Genomic DNA, 16,865 nt, shown 5'->3' on the forward strand with positions numbered 1-16,865 from the left:
GATGAACGTAATCATCAACCGTCACCGCAACACCATCCGACTCACGCCGTCCGACTTCGCACGCAAGGCGGGTTTGGAACACATGTACGTCCAACTTCGAGTGCGCGGCTTCTCTCGCTTCGACTCGTTTGTAGCGGCGTATGGCGAGGACTGGATCGGCCATCCGGCGCTGCTCGTTAAGTGCGCTGCGGCGCTCGAAGATTCGGACGAGTACACGCGACAGATGGAGGCCGTCCTGTCGTCCTATTCGGAGTCGGAATTGCTCCAAATCTGGGACACGCACTCCGCGCTTTCGAAGGTGAAGACGAGCATCTCAGTGAAGACCGTTCAGCGCCTTCGAAGGGTGGGAAGCAGCCGCAGCGGCCATCGACTACATGACTACGGATGACGAGAAACGGCAGACTCAATTCCGCCTCGCCGTTCTCTCGACCGCCACGGTGGACGGTAAGCCGCTGAACACGCCGCAAGCGATCAACGCAGCCTTCCGGCACTGGGCGCAGGCGCGATTCGTCTTTGACGAGATTCTGGCGTTCAACCAGATCGACCAAGAGCAACGCGAGTTCGCGAACAAGTCGTGGGACGCGGCAGGCGCACGCGTAGCGAACGCCTTCGCGATGCATACCGAAAACATGTTGCGCGCGGCAGAGGAAGCCGCACGAACCGGGGAGTAACAGAGTATGTCTAATCTTGATGAATTCGTTATTCAATATCAGGTCAAGGTAAACGCCGCAGTCTCGGAGTTGAGCAAGCTCAACACTAAGACCGCAGAGACCAACAAGAGCCTTAACGCGATCACGAAGGGCACGAAGGAATTCGCTTCCACGACCGTTCGCGAGTTGGGGAAGGTCGCGCCCGCCTTCGACGGAATCGCGTCCAGCCTTCGCGGAGTCAGCGCCGGGTTCGGCACGGCCAGCCTAGCGGTGGGCGGTTTTACCGCATCCTTGTACGCTGCGTACAAGACCGCGATGCTCACGCGCGACCAGATTAACGGGCAGCGGCAGGACGCCCGCGCGTCCGGTATGGGCATGCTTCGGTTCGAAGATTGGTCGCACCGGCTCGTGGGCGGCAACGTTACACGCGGCAACGTGTCCGATTCGCTTAAGTCGCTGCGAGGCGTCCTGAATAGCGCGTACGCCGACCGTTCGCGGACCGGCCCGGAGAATCGGCTGCTCGCGATGCTCGGAGTCCAGCAAGGCGCATCACCTCTTTCGACTACCGCAGCGGGCACGCAACTCGCCGCGCGTTGGAAGGGTATGAGCGCGCCGCAGGTGGAAGCCGAAGCACAAATGCTCGGCATGAACAAGGACGTGGCCTTAGCGATGGCGAAGCAGGGCGGCGCGCTCGGCACGATCAGCATGTCGCCGGAACAGTTGAAGGCGCGGCAGGACGCTATCGCCAACACCGCGAAGTTCAACGATGAACTCGCGAAGTTCAACGAGGAAATGACCAAGCTTACGACCACCGTAGGCGGCTTCGTGCTCGGGCCGCTGGCGGACTTCGTGGGCGGTCTGAACAAGGCGCTGGAACGCTCGAAAACGGACCACGGCCAGCCCGAAGCCGGCATGGGGACTATTCCGGTTGCGGACGGCGATTGGACGGGCGGGAAGGGGCTTTCTGAGGCTCTTAAGAGTACCGAGAAGGTGACGCAGGACGTTAACGAGACTGCGCGTTGGTCTCGGGAAGCTGCGAAGGCCGCAGAGGAAAAGAACAAGCAGGATCAAAAGAACGTCGAAGCTGCGGCGGCAGCGGACGATGAAGATAACGCGGCGTTCCAGGCGATCATTTCGCAATTCCAACTCGCGATCAACTCGTTCACCGATTCCGTCAACATCATGAGCGGCGTTACTGATGAGCGGCACGCTTGGGCGGCTTGGGCCGGTGAAGTGGGGCGCGCGTCCGGTATCGGTACGGGCGCTAACCCTTCGTCCGGTATGCCCGGTGATAACCGTCCGGGCGCGTTCACATATAACCCCGCCGCAGCGGGCGCGGCGCTTACGGGCGGCGCTTCGGGGAGTGCCGGGAGTACGGCCTACGATCCGATCATCAGCGCAGCCGCAAAGAAGTACGGCATGCCGGAGAACGTCGTGCGCGGGATCATCGGCACGGAATCCACCTGGAACCCGAACGCCAAGAGCGATAGCTCATACGGCCTCATGGGCGTCAACAAGGTCAATTGGGCGAAGTACGGTCTGAACGACAAGAACTGGAACGACCCTGCCGCAAACATAAACGCGGGCGTGGCGATTCTCTCGGACATGTACAAGAAGGCAGGCGGCGATCAGACTCTGGCCCTGCGCTATTACCACGGCGGTTTCGACAAGTCGAAGTGGGGCGCGGTGAACGCCGCATATCCCGCGAAGGTTCTGGCTAACGGTGGCGCATATTTCGGGATGACCGGACCGCAAGCGAACGCATGGGACCCGAAAGCCACGCCCGCCTACGGTTTCACCGGAGGGCCGCAAACGAACCTGCGCCAGTTGAACTCGCGCGACGGAATCCAGATTGTCGGACTCGCAAAGCAAGTCGCGGCGGACCTTAGCCTGAGAGACTATCGGCAAGTCATGACGGGCGGCGTACCGAAGGCGGACATTGATTGGGCTTTGTCGAATCGACTTAGCACGTTGCTTCAGGCTCACGCCGGACTCGAACAGCGGGCGCAACTCCCTATCGCCAATCCTGCCGCGCGTGCGCAGTTGTTCAAGGATACGATGGACAACGAGCACGCCATTTCGAATCTGCGCACGTGGGGCGGGACCGTTGCGGGCTTCGGCGGGCCGGGTGATCGTCTGTACAGTCGCGGCATGACCCAGAACAATACGTTCAACATTAACGGCGCGACCGATCCGCAAGCAGTGGGACGCGTGGTCGAGCAGCACCTGAACCGCGTTTATCACGATGTGGCGAACTCTAACGAGTCTGCACGCGTTCAGTAAAGGAGGAAGGGAGATATGGCACGCGAAACTTTCGAGCACACTTCCTTCGGCGTGACCTACCGTACGCAGCAGTTCAGCGCGGCGTACGGATTTAAGGTCATGGGCACAGGGCTGGCCGCGATTCATCCGACCGAAATGCTGTCGCTCACGGACGTGCGAGCGGAGAACGGCGAGTGGGTGCGGCTGGATAACGAGGCGGCAATCGACGCTTACGTGCGGTGCTTGGCGGGGAGTATTTCGCCGCGCCTCGTGCTGGCGGGCGTTATGAAGGTCGTGAACAAGTACAACTGGGGCTTCTTGGACAAGTGGGAGGTCGTGAAGATTCCGTCGCGCTTCCGGTCGGACGCCGCAGCGGTGTCGCGCGATAACGTGGACCCGTTCGTGTCGCGCATCGTAGCGGAGCACTACGCCACGCGGAAGGAGTTGGAGGAATATTACTCACTGAAAGACGCGTTCGATATGTATGACGAGATTTGCGTCAACACAGTGAACAAGCTACTTCAGCAGGAACAGGCGGAGAGGGACGCTAAGACGAAGGCGAAGGGCTAGGACACGCGATCCGGGCACTAGAAAGTCGAAGGCCGCGCCTGTACTCGGAGACGAGTAGCGCGGCCTTTTCTTTGCACTCGCGGCAGGGTACGATCCGTCTTCCGCAGAAATTTGCGGAAAAATCGCGGAAAAGTTGAGCGAGCGGAGTTTAGGGGCGGCTAGCGCGGGAAGCTACTGGCGCTGTAGAAGCCTTACGGCGTAAGGCTCTAAGTATTTGGTGCCCAGGGCCGGAATCGAACCGGCACGCCTTGCGGCGGGGGATTTTGAGTCCCCTGCGTCTACCAATTTCACCACCTGGGCCTTGATCGACTCGCACCGCAACACACCGCAGCAACAAGCCAATCGAGTCGGCTATTATGACCAAAAACGCCGCCGCCGGCAAGCAACAACGGCAGCGTTTTCGCAACCTCGGAATTTACTGGGCAAGATACGTGAATGCGCCGTTTTTGATCACGCCCATCACGCTTGCGCGCTGATCCAGGCCGACGTGATCCGTCGCGCTCGTATTCACGACGCCGTTCGGCACGACGAGTTCATGCGCGTGCTCCAGTTCCGAACGCAGCGCCACGCGAAACTCCTTCGTGCCCGGCTTGGCCGTACGCAGCGCGCGCGCCACCGCATCCTGCAGACGCGGGTAGACGCCCGCCGCATCGCCCGCGAATTGCGTGACCGTGCCCTTGCCGTATTTGTCCTCGTAGGCGTTCACGAACGCGAGCGCGGCCTTTTTCGACGGATGATCCGCCGGCAGCGTCCGGGCGACGACGACCGGCTGTGTCGGAAAGAGCGTGCCTTCGACGTCCTTGCCGCCGAGCTTGATGAACTCGGGCGTCGCAATGCCGTGCGTCTGATAGATCGCGCCCTTGTAGCCGCGCTCGACGAGCGTGCGCTGCGGCAGCACCGTCGGCGTGCCCGCGCCCGCGATCAGCACCGCGTCCGGCTTAGCGGACATCAGCTTGAGAATCTGGCCGGTGACGCTCGCATCGGTCCGGTTAAAGCGCTCGCTCGCGACAATCTTGATATGACGCAGATCGGCGAACTTGGTGAACTCGCTGAGCCAGCTATCGCCGTAACTGTCGGCGAAACCGATGAAACCAACCGTCTTCACGCCATGATTGGCCATGTAGCGCGTCATCACGTCGGCCATCGCGCGGTCGGTCTGGGCCATCTTGAATGCCCACACCTTCTTGCCTTCCTGCGGCTCGACGACCGAAGCCGAGCCGATCAGCGTGATCATCGGCGTTTCGGACTCGGCGACGGGATCGAGCGCGGCAAGCGCGGCAGGCGTGATGTTCGGCCCGACGATTACGTCGACTTGATCCTCGCTGACGAGCTTGCGGATGTTGCGCACGGCCGCGCCCGGGTCCGAGCCGTCGTCGAGGATGATGTACTCCGCGCTCTGCCCGGCGATGGTCTTCGGCCACATCAGCATCGCGTTCTTGCTGGTGATGCCGATCGCGGCGGCGGGACCGGTGCTCGACAGGTCGATGCCGACTTTCAGTTGAGCGTGCGCGGCGGCCGCGATTACGGACAAGACGACGCCGGCAGCGACCCGGCGCGTGAACTTCGACAGCATCATCGGAAAGGTCTCCAGGAGAGGGAATTTTTTTGAGGCAGCGTGCGCCGCCATTTTATTCAGAGCTCGTAACTCTCGTGCTCGCCGGAGAGCGCCTGCTCGATCAGCTTACGGTTCAGCGACGGCGAGAGCAACTCGACGAGCGTATACACATAGCTGCGCAGATACGCGCCCTGTTTGAGCGCAAGCCGCGTGACGTTCGTGCCGAACAGATGACCGACCGGCATGGCGCGCAGATGCTTGTCGCGCTCCGGATTGAACGCGATATCCGCGAGGATCCCCACGCCGAGCCCCAGCTCGACGTAAGTCTTGATCACGTCCGCATCGATGGCTTCGAGCACGACGTCCGGCGTCAGATTGCGCCGCGCGAACGCCTGATTGATCTTCGTGCGCCCGGCGAACGACGCCTCGTACGTGATGATCGGGTATTGCGCGAGATCGTCGAGCGTGAGCGTCTTGCGCTCGAGCAGCGGATGATCCGGCAGCATGACGGCGAGGTGCTGCCACTGAAAACAGGGCAGCGAAATCAGTTCCTTATAGTTGGCGATCGCCTCGGTCGCGATGGCGATATCCGCCTGATCGTGAATGACCATCTCCGCGACCTGCGTCGGGCTGCCTTGCAGAATCGAAAGGTGGACCTTGGGAAAGCGCTTCTTGAACTCCGCAATGGCGGACGGCAACGAGTAGCGCGCCTGCGTGTGCGTGGCGGCGATGACGAGATTGCCCTGATCTTGCGCCGCGTAATCTTTGCCGACGCGCTTCAGGCTTTCCACTTCCTGCAATATTTTCTCGACGGACGCAAGGATGATGCGCCCGGGTTCGGTCAGCGATCTCACACGCTTGCCGTGGCGCGTGAAAATCTCGACGCCCAATTCGTCTTCCAGCTCGATGATCGCCTTCGAGACGCCCGGCTGGGACGTATACAGCGCCTTCGCGGCCTCCGTCAGGTTGAAGTTCTGCCGGACGGCCTCGCGCACGAAGCGGAACTGATGCAGATTCATTTATAACCTTTGTTTATTACCGCTGGGCATATCAAAGTAATTTTTCAGTCGTTTGCAATATATAGCAGGTTCTTTACTATCAGTCCAATTTTTCCAATATCCATATCTCTATCTGTCATAAGCAAATGAGCGTTCCGTCTGAACGACGCTCGCGACGGCGACTCAATGGATATTCGATGGATGAGACGCGCTGCGTAACCTAGGACGCCGCGCTTACACAAGAACTTGGGGCCCCCGAATGTACCAATACGATCAGATCGACCAACGCATCGTCGACGAACGTGTCGCGCAGTACGCTGACCAGGTCCGCCGCCGTCTGTCGGGCGAATTGACCGAAGAGGAATTCCGTCCGCTGCGTCTGCAAAACGGCCTGTACATGCAGCGTCACGCGTACATGCACCGCATCGCGATTCCGTACGGCAACCTGCGCAGCGACCAGCTCCGCATGCTCGCCACCATCGCGCGCGAACACGACCGCGGCTACGGTCACTTCTCGACGCGCACCAACATCCAATTCAACTGGGTCGAGCTCGAAGAAACGCCGGAAATCCTGCGCAAGCTCGCTTCGGTGCAAATGCACGCGATCCAGACTTCGGGCAACTGCATCCGCAACATTACCGCCGACCAGTTCGCAGGCGTCGCGCCAGACGAGCAGGTCGATCCGCGTCCGTGGTCGGAAATCCTGCGCCAGTGGTCGACGTTTCATCCGGAATTCGCGTGGTTGCCGCGCAAGTTCAAGATCGCCGTGAACGGCTCGGCGGAAGACCGCGCGGCCGTGCAGGTCCACGATCTCGGCGTCTACCTGAGGAAGAACGCGCAGGGTGAAGTGGTGATGGATATCCTCGCGGGCGGCGGTCTCGGCCGCACGCCGATCGTCGGCGCGATCATCAAGCGCGATCTGCCGTGGCAACACCTGATCACGTACTGCGAAGCCGTGCTGCGCGTGTACAACCGCTATGGCCGCCGCGACAACATGTACAAGGCCCGCATCAAGATTCTCGTGAAGGCGCTCTCGCCGGAGAAGTTCTCGAAGCAGGTCGAGGAAGAGTGGCAGCATCTGAAGGACGGCCCGTCGACGCTCACGCAGGAAGAAGTGGATCGCGTGTCGAAGTTCTTTGCGCCGCCGGTCTACGAAAAGCTCGCGGACACGGACGCTTCGTTCGAAAAGCATCTGATCGAAAACAAGCCGTTCGCGCGCTGGGTCGAGCGCAACGTGCGTCCGCACAAGGTGCCGGGCTATGCGGCGGTGACGCTCTCGCTGAAGCAGCGCCATATCGCGCCGGGCGACGCCACCGACAAGCAGATGGACGACGTCGCCGCGCTCGCCGACGAATTCTCGTTCGGCGAAATCCGCGTGTCGCACGAGCAGAACCTGATTCTCGCGAACGTGAAGAAGCGTGACCTGCACACCGTGTGGGAACGCGCGAAGGCGCTTGGTTTCGCGACGGCGAACATCGGCCTTTTGACCGACATCATCGCGTGCCCGGGCGGCGATTTCTGCTCGCTCGCGAATGCCAAGTCGATTCCGATCGCGCTCGCCATTCAGGACCGTTTCAACGATCTCGACTACGTGCACGATCTCGGCGACCTGTCGCTGAACATTTCGGGCTGCATCAACGCGTGCGGTCATCACCACGTCGGCAACATCGGCATTCTGGGCGTCGACAAGGACGGCTCCGAGTGGTACCAGGTGACGCTCGGCGGCGAGCAGAGCTCGGGCGCGACCGGCGCGCATCTCGGCAAGGTGATCGGCCCGTCGTTCTCGGCCGAAGAGATGCCCGACGTGATCTCGCAAGTGATCGACACCTTCGTCGACAACCGCATCGAAGGCGAGCGCTTCATCGAGACGTTCGGCCGCATCGGCATGGCGCCGTTCAAGGAGCGCGTGTACGCATCGCGCCAGGCTCACGCTTAAGGATTTGCACATGACGTTGATCATCAAGAACCGCGCCGTCGTCGAAGACGGCTTCACCGTCGTGCGTGCCGCCGAAGACGGCGCGTTGCCCGCCGTCGATGCGCTGCCCGCCGGCAAAATCATCGTGCCGTTCGCGCTGTGGAAAGAGCACAAGTCGGCGATCGTCGCGTCGCGCGCGAAGGAAGACATCGGCGTGTGGCTCGCGCCGGATGACGAACCCGCCGATCTCGCGCCGGACTTCGGTGAGCTTTCCGTGATCGCGGTCGACTTCCCGGTGTTCCGCGATGGCCGCGGCTTTTCCATCGGGCGTCTGCTGCGCGAGCGCTATCAATGGACGGGCGAACTGCGCGCGATCGGCGACGTGCTGCGCGATCAGGTGCTGTTCCATTCGCGTTGCGGCTTCGATGCGTTCGCGGTGCGCGCGGACAAGGACATCAACGACGCGCTGAACGCGTTCAACGAGTTCACCGAGCTGTATCAGGGCGCGACCGACAATCTCGAACCGCTGTTCCGCCGTCGCGCGGCGCTTGTTGCAGCACCTGTTGCAGCGTCTGGAGCCTGATGCATGACGCCTGATTTGCAAGCCAAGATTGAACGCCTGGATGCGCTGCTGGATTCGATCGCAGCGCGCCATCAGCGCGTCAAGCTAGCCAGCAGCCTCGCCGCCGAAGACATGGTGCTCACGCACGCCATTCTGTCGCGCGATGTGAAGATCGGCATCTTCTCGTTGAACACGGGCCGCCTGCACGCGGAAACGCTCGGCATGCTCGACAGCGTGAAGGCACGCTACGGCTACGAGATCGAGCAATTCCATCCGCAGCAGGACGCGGTCGACGCTTATGTCCGCGATCACGGCCTGAACGCGTTTTACGAAAGCATCGATTTGCGCAAGAGCTGCTGCCATATCCGCAAGGTCGAGCCGCTCAATCGCGCGCTGTCGGATGTGTCGGCGTGGGTGACGGGTCAGCGCCGCGAGCAGTCGGTGACGCGCGCCGAGTTGCACGAGGAAGAGCACGACGCGCCGCGCGGCATCGCGAAGTTCAATCCGCTCGCGGACTGGACCGAAACCGATGTGTGGGATTACCTGAAAGCCTTCGACGTCCCGGTGAATCCGCTGCATGCGCGCGGCTATCCGAGCATCGGCTGCGAGCCCTGCACGCGTGCGGTGCGCCCTGGCGAAGACAGCCGGGCGGGCCGCTGGTGGTGGGAATCGCGCGATACGAAAGAGTGCGGCCTGCACATCACGAACATCAAGATCGTCGAGGAAGCTCCGAGCTCGGCGATTCAAGGCGCATAAGACGCCGCATCAAACCCTGTCATTAAACGCATCGTCGCACTGGAAATTGCATGACGCTGCATAAAAAAGGATCGACGAACATGAGCACGATGCTCGACTCAACCGTCACCGCACCGATCGCCAACAAGGCGACCCGCATGGATCACCTGGACTGGCTCGAAGCCGAGTCGATCCACATCATTCGCGAACTCGTCGCGGAATGCAGCAAGCCCGCGCTCCTGTTTTCGGGCGGCAAGGATTCGGTCGTCGTGCTGCATCTCGCGCTCAAGGCGTTCGGTCTCGGCGCCGGCCGCAAGACGCAGTTGCCGTTCCCGCTGGTTCACATCGACACGGGTCACAACTTCCAGGAAGTGATCGAGTTCCGCGATCGCCGCGCGGCGGAAATCGGCGCGGAACTGGTCGTCGGCCATGTCGAGGATTCGATCAAGAAGGGCACCGTGCGCCTGCGCCGCGAGACGGATTCGCGCAACGCCGCGCAAGCGGTGACGCTGCTCGAAACCATCGAGGAATACGGCTACACGGCGATGATCGGCGGTGCGCGCCGCGACGAAGAAAAGGCGCGCGCGAAGGAACGCATTTTCTCGTTCCGCGACGAATTCGGCCAATGGGATCCGAAGGCGCAGCGCCCGGAACTGTGGAGCATCTACAACGCGCGTCTGCATGCGGGCGAGCATCTGCGCGTGTTCCCGATCTCGAACTGGACCGAGCTCGACGTGTGGCAGTACATCGCTCGCGAGAAGCTCGAACTGCCGTCGATCTACTACGCGCATGACCGCGAGATCATCCGCCGCAACGGTTTGCTCGTGCCGCTCACGCCGCTCACGCCGCTGCGCGAGGGCGAAACGTCGGAAGTGGCGCAAGTGCGTTTTCGGACCGTCGGCGACATCAGCTGCACGTGCCCGGTCGCGAGCGACGCCGACGATGTCGAGAAGATCATCGCCGAAACGGCCGTGACGGAAATCACGGAGCGCGGCGCGACGCGCATGGACGACCAGGCGTCCGAAGCCGCGATGGAACAGCGCAAGAAACAAGGTTATTTCTAAGCCACACGCCCCAAGGAACGAAGAATCATGAGTATTTATCAAGCTGAAGACCTGGGCGTGTTGCGCTTCATCACGGCGGGCAGCGTCGACGACGGCAAGAGCACGCTGATCGGCCGCCTGCTGTACGACAGCAAGGCTGTGCTGTCCGACCAGTTGTCGGCGATCTCGCGCGCGAAGAACAAGCGTACCGTGGGCGACGAAATCGATCTGTCGCTGCTGACCGACGGCCTCGAAGCCGAGCGCGAGCAAGGCATCACCATCGACGTCGCGTATCGTTATTTCGCGACGGCCAAGCGCAAGTTCATCATCGCCGATACGCCGGGCCACGAGCAGTACACGCGCAACATGGTGACGGGCGCATCGACGGCGCATGCCGCGATCATTCTCGTCGACGCCACGCGCGTCACGTTCGATAACGGCGTCGCGCAACTGCTGCCGCAGACGAAGCGCCACAGCGCGATCGTCAAGTTGCTCGGCCTGCAGCACGCGATCGTTGCGATCAACAAGATGGATCTGGTCGATTACAGCGAAGCGCGTTTCAACGAGATTCGCGATGCGTATGTCACGCTCGCGCAGCAGCTCGGTTTGTCGAACGTGCGCTTCGTGCCGGTGTCGGCGTTGAAGGGCGACAACATCGTGACGGCGAGCGAGCGCATGCCGTGGTATGCGGGCGAGCCGCTGCTCGATCTGCTCGAATCGCTGCCGGTCGCACAGCCGAACGATCAGGCGCTGCGTTTCCCGGTGCAGTGGGTCGCGCGTCAGGACGGCTCGCAGGCCGACGACTTCCGCGGCTACATGGGGCGCGTCGAGGCGGGCGAAGTGCGCGTCGGCGATGCGATCGTCGTGCTGCCGGCCAATCGTGAAGCGACCGTTGCCGAGATCATCGCGCCGGTGCCGGGCGGCGTCGCGCCGGTGGATCGCGCTTTCGCGGGCCAGACGGTGACGATTCGCCTGACGGAAGACGTCGACGTGTCGCGCGGCGATACGTTCGTGCCGGCGACGGAGAAGGTCGAGCCGGCGAAAAAGCTCGAAGCGGACATCTGCTGGTTCGACGAAGAGCCGCTCTCGCCACAGCGCAAATATCTGCTGAAGCAGACGACCAACACGGTGTTCGCGCGCGTCGGCGCGGTGAAGCAGGTGCTGGATGTGCATACTCTGTCGCATTCGGTCGATCGCAATACGCTCGCGATGAACGATATCGGCCGCGTGGCGCTCACGTTGCAGAAACCGATCGTCGCGGACGAGTACGATACGCATCAGGGAACCGGCGCGTTCGTGCTGATCGACGAGGCGACGCATCACACGGTCGCGGCCGGTATGATTCGTGCCATTGCTGGTTAATTTCGACGGACAAGCATCGACGGACAAGCGTATGGGTAAGGTCTATCTGATCGGAGCGGGGCCGGGCGCGGCGGATCTCATCACCGTGCGCGGCATGCGGTTGCTGGAACAGGCGGACGTTGTGTTGCACGACGCGCTCGTCGAACCGGCAATGCTCGATTACGCGCCGAACGCGAAGAAGATTGCCGTCGGCAAGCGCTGCGGACAGCGTTCGACGGCTCAGCACTTCATCAACAAGCAGATCGTCGATGCGGCGCTGGAGCATGGCGTCGTCGTGCGTCTGAAGGGCGGCGATCCGATGCTCTTCGGCCGCGCCGACGAAGAAATGCGCGCGCTCGAAGCGGCGGGCATCGAGTTCGAAGTGGTGCCGGGCATCACGGCGGCGCTCGCGAGCGCGGCGACGCTCAAGCGCTCGCTGACCTTGCGCGGCGTGGCGCGTAGCGTCGCGATGGCGACTCATTCGCGCGCCCCCGACAGCGACGAGATCCGCGAGCAGGCCAAGGCGGATTCGCTCGTGTTCTACATGGGCCGCGACAGTGCGCCGGATATCGCGCAGCAGTTGATCGACGCGGGCCGCCCGGGCTCGACGCCGGTGGCGATCGTCGAGGCGTGCAGCACGCCGCGCGAGCGCACGCTGACGTTGACACTGGCGCGCATGGCGTTGGGCGAGGCGCAGGAATGGCTGGATCCGTCGCAGCCGAGTTTGCTGATGATCGGCGAGGCGTTTCGGGAACGGGCGACGGCCAAGCCGAAGGTGCATTTGAAGGGGATGCAGGCGGCGGCTTGATGGGCGTCGCCGGGGCATGAAGAAAACGCACCGGTGACGGTGCGTTTTTTGCGCTCGAATCGCATGGCGTCACTCGGCCGAACGGCCAACGATGAACTACCGACCAACCTGCCGCAAACAATACTCCGCCACCGCATCCAGCACCGCATCGTCCTCCCCGACCGCCGTCGCGCAGGAAATAACGATATCCGGATGCGCCGCCCGGCACTTCTCGACGATCTCCGGCAAATCCTTTCGCACGTGGCCGCCTTGCCCGAAAAACACGGGCACGACCGTGATCGCACCGCAGCCATCGGCGGCTTGCCCAGCAACGGCGGTGGGCAAATCCGGTGACATCAGTTCGAGAAACGCCAGCGAAACCGGTTCGCCGCGCACGCCGCGCAGCTTCGCGGCAAGCCGCTCGAACGGCTCGGCCCAGCGCGGATCTCGTGCGCCGTGACCGAACAGGATGATGCCGTGCGTCTTCATTGCGCGCTCCCGGGAAGAAACGTCAGTGCCGCTCGACCCACTTCAGGCCGATCAGCCCGATCACGAGATAGGCCAAGGCGGGCGCGGCCGCGGTGATCGGCGCGGGCCACGTGTTCAGATTGCCGATATGCGAGAACAGCGTATTGAAGAGCTGAAAGCTCATCCCGATCATGATGCCGCCGAACACCTTCACGCCGACCACGCCCGCGCGCGTATGCAGATACGCGAACGGCAGCGAAAGAATCAGCATCACGAACACCGCGAACGGATAGAGGATCTTGCGCCAGAACGCGATCTGATACCGCTGCGCATCCTGATGATTCTCCGTCAGATGCTGGATATAGCGGAACAGATTGAACATCGACATCCGGTCCGGCGACACCAGCAACACCGACAGAATCTGCGGCGTCAACTCCGAGCGCAACGAGTATTCGGGCAGCGTCGTTTGCGTCGCGCGATAGACCGGGTTCAGCGTGTCGCCGGGATTGACGGCTTGCGGCGGCGCGTCGTTCAACTGCGTGTCGGTGACGCCCGTGAGCTTCCAGTGTCCCGGCGGCTCGTACACGCCGCTCTTCGCGATGCGCACGTTCGTCAGCCGGAACTTCGAGTCGAATTCATAGATGCGCACGTTGGCGATCGTCGTATCAGGATTCAGCGTGCCGACGTTGACGAAGCGCGTGACCTGCTCGCCGTTCTCTTTCGCCGTCAGCGTGTCCTTCACCCACACGCCCGACTGAAAATTCGACGACACCGACGACCCGAGCGCCTCCAGCCGCACGCGCTCGGACAACTGATCCGTGTAAGGTCCGACCACTTCGCCGATGAGATACGTGATGAGCACGAGCGGCACGCCGATCTTCAGAAGCGAGCGCAGCGCGGCGCCGGTCGAGAGTCCCGACACGCGAAAGATCGTGAACTCCGACGCCGCCGCCATCTGCGCAAAGACGTAGATGGCCGAAATGAGCGCGGCGACGGGAATGATTTCGTAGAAGCGCGAAGGCGTCTGCAGCGCGACGCGCAGTACCGCGAGCGTGAACTTGTAGTTCCCATGCCCGACCGTGTTCAGTTCGTTGATCAGGTCGAAGAAGAAGAACAGGCCCGAGAACGCGAACAGGATGAAGATGAACGCGAGATAGATCTGGCGCGCGAAGTATCGTTCATAAATGCGCATCGCGTCAGGCCCCCTTCGACAACGAGGGCAGCTTGAAGAGCGGCCGGTTGCGAATCCGCAGCCAGAAGATGAACGCGACGAGCGCCCCGACGACGATGTGCAGCCCGACGATCCCCACGCCGAACGACAGCTTGCCCTGCTCGATCCACGATTGCACGACGTTCAGCAGATTCGAATAGGTGAGATAGATCAGCACCGCCATCACGAGATTGATCGTGCGGCTGCGGCGCGGGTTCTGATACGAAAGTGGAATGGCGAGCAGCATCAGATTGACGGCGATGAGCGGCAGACCCACGCGCCACGCGAATTCCGCGAGATTTTCGTCGGTCGGATTGGCGAGCAGCTCCGGCGTGTAGATGCCTGTCGTGGTCGGGGTATTCACGACCTGGCGACTCATTATCTTCACACCGTAGCGCTCGAACTCCATGATGCGGAAGTTCGGCTGGCCGGGCTCGCCGTCGTAGCGGCGGCCGTTGTCGAGCACGATGAAGCGGTCGCCGTCGGGGCGCGTTTCGGTGTGACCGTTCTTCGAGACGATCACGTTGACCTTGCCGCCTTCCGTGCTCGTGACGAACACGTTCTCGACGTGCCCCTGATCCGGCGACATCTTCTCGATGAAGAACACGCGATGGCTCGACGGCGATTCGCGGAACTGCCCTGGCGCGAGCAGCGACACTTCATCGCGCTGCTGAAAGCGCTGCTTGATGAGCTTGCTCTGCTGGTTCGACCACGGCCAGCCGACGAACGCGAAGAACATGATGAGGATGATGATCGGCGCGGAGAACACGGCGATCGGCTTGATGAGCTGCGTCTGACTGACGCCGGACGCGAGCCACACGACCATCTCCGAGTCGCGATACCAGCGCGTGAGCACGAACAGAATGGAAACGAACAGCGTCACGATCAGCATGACCGCGAGATAGCCGATGACGGTGAGCCCGATCAGCACGACGACGTCCTTCGGGTCGATCTGACCTTGCGCCGCGAAGCCGACGATGCGAATCATCATCGTCGTGAGCATGATCGTGAGCAGCACCATGAACACGGCGCCGGCCGTATACGCGAGTTCGCGCTGCAGGGAGCGTTCGAAGATCATTGAATTTTTGCTTGGAGCCGGCGGGGATGCGGAAATCTGGCGCGCATCTCGTGGCTTACGGGAAGGGTATTCGCTTACCCTCACGCCGCCTGCCTGTGACCGCCGCGGAAAAAATAGCGGATAATTGCGGCTTTCATCCTTCAGCCAAGATTTTATCCGAGGATAAGCGCGATGGACTTTAGCATAAAAGCCTGTGATTGGAGCAAAGGCGAGGCAAATGGTTTCCTTACCGGGAAGTCGGATGTCATCGTGCTCGGCGTCTTCGAAGCACAGACTCTCACGGGCGCCGCACGCGACATGGACGTCGCGACCAAAGGCCTGATTTCGCGCGTCGTCAAGGCCGGCGATATGAGCGGCCGCGCGGGCACGACCTTGATGGTGCCCGAAGTCACCGGCATCGGCGCATCGCGCGTGCTGCTCGTCGGTCTCGGCAAGCAGGACGCCTTCAATCAGAAAGCCTATGGCGAAGCCGTGCGCGCCGCATGGCGCGTGGTGCTCGGCTCGAAGATCGGTCAGGCGACTTTCACGCTCGCGCAACTGCCGATCCAGGAACGCTCCGGCGACTGGGCCGTGCGCGCCGCGATCCTCGCGCTGCGCGAGCTGACCTACAAGTTCACGCAAATGAAGAGCAAGCCCGACAACGGCGCGCGCTCGCTCAAGAAGGTCGTTTTCAGCATCGATTCCGCCGATGAGAAAGCCGCCAAGGTCGCGGTGAAGCAGGGCGTCGCGATTGCGAACGGCATGGATCTCACGCGCGATCTCGGCAATCTGCCGCCGAACGTCTGCACGCCGACCTATCTCGGCCAGACCGCGAAGAAGCTCGGCCGCGACTTCAAGCTGAAGGTCGAGGTGCTCGGCCAGAAGCAGATCGAAGCGCTCAACATGGGCTCGTTCCTGTCGGTCGCGAAGGGCTCGGTCGAGCCGCCGCAGTTCATCGTCATGCATTACCAGGGCGCGGGCGCGAAGGGCAAGAACGCGCCGGTCGTGCTGGTCGGCAAGGGCATCACGTTCGATTCCGGCGGCATCTCGATCAAGCCGGGCGAGGCGATGGACGAGATGAAATACGACATGTGCGGCGCGGGCTCGGTGTTCGGCACGATGCGCGCCGTCGCCGAGATGGGCCTGAAGCTCAATGTGATCGGCGTGATCCCGACCTGCGAGAACATGCCCGCAGGCAACGCGGTGAAGCCGGGCGACATCATCACCGCGATGAACGGCACGACGATCGAAGTGCTCAACACCGACGCCGAAGGCCGCCTCATCCTGTGCGACGCGCTGACCTACGCTGAGCGCTTCAAGCCCGCCGCCGTGGTCGATATCGCGACGTTGACGGGCGCGTGCATCATCGCACTGGGTCATCACAACACGGGCCTCTTCTCGAAGGACGATGCGCTCGCGGGCGAACTGCTCGACGCATCGCGCGAGGCGGTCGATCCGGCCTGGCGCCTGCCGCTCGACGACGAATACCAGGATCAGCTCAAGTCGAATTTCGCGGATGTCGCGAACATCGGCGGGCGGCCGGCGGGCAGCGTGACGGCGGCGTGCTTCCTGTCGCGCTTCGCGACGGCTTATCCGTGGGCGCACCTCGACATCGCCGGAACCGCGTGGAAGAGCGGCGCCGCGAAGGGCGCGACGGGCCGTCCCGTGCCGCTGCTCTCGCAGTTCCTGATCGATCGCGCCGGCGTCTGAAG

The 16,865-nt window shown here is 62.2% G+C and carries 16 protein-coding genes and 1 tRNA gene; 11 read left to right on the top strand and 6 right to left on the bottom strand.

Going from position 1 to position 16,865, the window contains the following annotated elements:
- The first annotated feature begins 1 nt into the window (after position 1).
- From NCS28_RS02850 to NCS28_RS02865, 4 genes are read left to right on the top strand one after another with little or no spacing between them, the layout of a single operon-like run.
- Entirely contained in the window at positions 2 to 388 is a 387-nt protein-coding gene (locus tag NCS28_RS02850; protein WP_250512363.1) for a hypothetical protein, read from the top strand.
- On the top strand, positions 375 to 671 hold the full coding sequence (locus tag NCS28_RS02855) for a hypothetical protein (RefSeq protein ID WP_250512364.1): 297 nt from the start codon (positions 375 to 377) through the stop codon (positions 669 to 671). The genes NCS28_RS02850 and NCS28_RS02855 overlap by 14 nt, the downstream gene beginning before the upstream one ends.
- A gap of 6 nt (positions 672 to 677) precedes the next feature.
- On the top strand, positions 678 to 2,933 hold the full coding sequence (locus tag NCS28_RS02860) for a transglycosylase SLT domain-containing protein (RefSeq protein ID WP_250512365.1): 2,256 nt from the start codon (positions 678 to 680) through the stop codon (positions 2,931 to 2,933).
- Between the two features lie 15 nt (positions 2,934 to 2,948).
- The gene (locus tag NCS28_RS02865; protein WP_250512366.1) at positions 2,949 to 3,482 is read left to right on the top strand and encodes a hypothetical protein; all 534 of its coding nucleotides are present in this window, start codon (positions 2,949 to 2,951) and stop codon (positions 3,480 to 3,482) included.
- 215 nt (positions 3,483 to 3,697) lie between these two features.
- On the opposite strand, the gene NCS28_RS02870 is transcribed toward NCS28_RS02865, so the two are convergent.
- From NCS28_RS02870 to NCS28_RS02880, 3 genes are all read right to left on the bottom strand, one after another.
- Positions 3,698 to 3,782, bottom strand: a tRNA-Leu gene (locus NCS28_RS02870).
- A 115-nt stretch (positions 3,783 to 3,897) separates the two neighbouring features.
- Positions 3,898 to 5,058 carry an ABC transporter substrate-binding protein gene (locus NCS28_RS02875; RefSeq protein WP_250512367.1) on the bottom strand — a complete coding sequence of 387 codons (1,161 nt, stop codon included), beginning with the start codon at positions 5,056 to 5,058 and terminating at the stop codon, positions 3,898 to 3,900.
- Between the two features lie 56 nt (positions 5,059 to 5,114).
- Complete coding sequence (locus tag NCS28_RS02880) at positions 5,115 to 6,056, bottom strand: CysB family HTH-type transcriptional regulator (RefSeq protein ID WP_061118780.1); 942 nt, start codon at positions 6,054 to 6,056, stop codon at positions 5,115 to 5,117.
- 238 nt (positions 6,057 to 6,294) lie between these two features.
- Between NCS28_RS02880 and NCS28_RS02885 the strand changes: the two genes are divergently transcribed.
- The 6 genes from NCS28_RS02885 (at position 6,295) to cobA (ending at position 12,439) form a co-directional block, all read left to right on the top strand.
- Complete coding sequence (locus tag NCS28_RS02885; RefSeq protein ID WP_250512368.1) at positions 6,295 to 7,971, top strand: nitrite/sulfite reductase; 1,677 nt, start codon at positions 6,295 to 6,297, stop codon at positions 7,969 to 7,971.
- A 10-nt stretch (positions 7,972 to 7,981) separates the two neighbouring features.
- Positions 7,982 to 8,533: a DUF934 domain-containing protein gene (locus NCS28_RS02890; RefSeq protein WP_250512369.1), complete on the top strand. Its 552-nt coding sequence runs from the start codon at positions 7,982 to 7,984 to the stop codon at positions 8,531 to 8,533.
- Positions 8,534 to 8,536: 3 nt separating this feature from the next.
- A complete protein-coding gene (locus tag NCS28_RS02895) occupies positions 8,537 to 9,268 on the top strand; it encodes a phosphoadenylyl-sulfate reductase (RefSeq protein ID WP_250512370.1) in 732 nt (243 codons plus the stop codon).
- A gap of 89 nt (positions 9,269 to 9,357) precedes the next feature.
- On the top strand, positions 9,358 to 10,311 hold the full coding sequence (cysD, locus tag NCS28_RS02900) for a sulfate adenylyltransferase subunit CysD (RefSeq protein WP_350029772.1): 954 nt from the start codon (positions 9,358 to 9,360) through the stop codon (positions 10,309 to 10,311).
- A gap of 27 nt (positions 10,312 to 10,338) precedes the next feature.
- The gene (locus NCS28_RS02905) at positions 10,339 to 11,652 is read left to right on the top strand and encodes a sulfate adenylyltransferase subunit 1 (RefSeq protein WP_284504736.1); all 1,314 of its coding nucleotides are present in this window, start codon (positions 10,339 to 10,341) and stop codon (positions 11,650 to 11,652) included.
- A gap of 31 nt (positions 11,653 to 11,683) precedes the next feature.
- Positions 11,684 to 12,439, top strand: coding sequence for a uroporphyrinogen-III C-methyltransferase (gene cobA, locus NCS28_RS02910; protein WP_250512372.1), 756 nt, complete (start codon positions 11,684 to 11,686; stop codon positions 12,437 to 12,439).
- 96 nt (positions 12,440 to 12,535) lie between these two features.
- Here cobA and NCS28_RS02915 read toward each other — a convergent pair whose 3' ends face one another.
- From NCS28_RS02915 to lptF, 3 genes are read right to left on the bottom strand one after another with little or no spacing between them, the layout of a single operon-like run.
- Positions 12,536 to 12,907 carry a sirohydrochlorin chelatase gene (locus tag NCS28_RS02915; RefSeq protein ID WP_250512373.1) on the bottom strand — a complete coding sequence of 124 codons (372 nt, stop codon included), beginning with the start codon at positions 12,905 to 12,907 and terminating at the stop codon, positions 12,536 to 12,538.
- Positions 12,908 to 12,929: 22 nt separating this feature from the next.
- Complete coding sequence (gene lptG, locus NCS28_RS02920) at positions 12,930 to 14,078, bottom strand: LPS export ABC transporter permease LptG (protein WP_250512374.1); 1,149 nt, start codon at positions 14,076 to 14,078, stop codon at positions 12,930 to 12,932.
- A 4-nt stretch (positions 14,079 to 14,082) separates the two neighbouring features.
- Entirely contained in the window at positions 14,083 to 15,174 is a 1,092-nt protein-coding gene (gene lptF / locus NCS28_RS02925) for an LPS export ABC transporter permease LptF (protein ID WP_250512375.1), read from the bottom strand.
- Positions 15,175 to 15,345: 171 nt separating this feature from the next.
- On the opposite strand from lptF, the gene NCS28_RS02930 reads away from it, so the two are divergent.
- Positions 15,346 to 16,863 (top strand): leucyl aminopeptidase, encoded by a 1,518-nt coding sequence (locus NCS28_RS02930; RefSeq protein ID WP_250512376.1) that lies wholly within the window; start codon positions 15,346 to 15,348, stop codon positions 16,861 to 16,863.
- The last annotated feature ends 2 nt before the right edge of the window (positions 16,864 to 16,865 follow it).

It is taken from the genome of Caballeronia sp. INDeC2 (genome assembly GCF_023631325.1).
Classification (GTDB): Bacteria; Pseudomonadota; Gammaproteobacteria; order Burkholderiales; family Burkholderiaceae; genus Caballeronia.